Source organism: Aeromonas sp. sif2433 (assembly GCF_019218705.1).
Lineage (GTDB): Bacteria > Pseudomonadota > Gammaproteobacteria > Enterobacterales > Aeromonadaceae > Aeromonas > Aeromonas encheleia.
In genome coordinates, this window is record NZ_JAHUXD010000053.1 from 1 (window position 1) to 255 (window position 255).

At 63.5% G+C, this 255-nt stretch carries 1 protein-coding gene; it reads right to left on the reverse strand.

What is annotated here, in order from left to right; all coding sequences use genetic code 11:
* Positions 1 to 255 (reverse strand): hypothetical protein (locus KW825_RS20370; RefSeq protein WP_218330248.1); only part of this gene is annotated, 255 nt, incomplete at both ends.

Consider the following 255-nt stretch of genomic DNA (forward strand, 5'->3'; position numbering starts at 1 on the left):
ACCCACGGTGTCGTTGCCCAGCACGTTGCCGTTCAGGCTGCCGGCCACATCCTCGGTGGTGGTGCCGCCCGCATCGTTGTTGGCCGTCGGCACATCATCAACGATGCGCACTATCAGCTGGTCACTGCCACTGGTGCCACCCACCCCGTTCACCCCGATGGTGATGCTGTCATCAAACCCGGTGGGCGTCGCACCCAGCTTGCTGTCGTTGTCGATGGTCGCACTCAGGGTGTAGCTGTAGTTCACCGTCCCGCC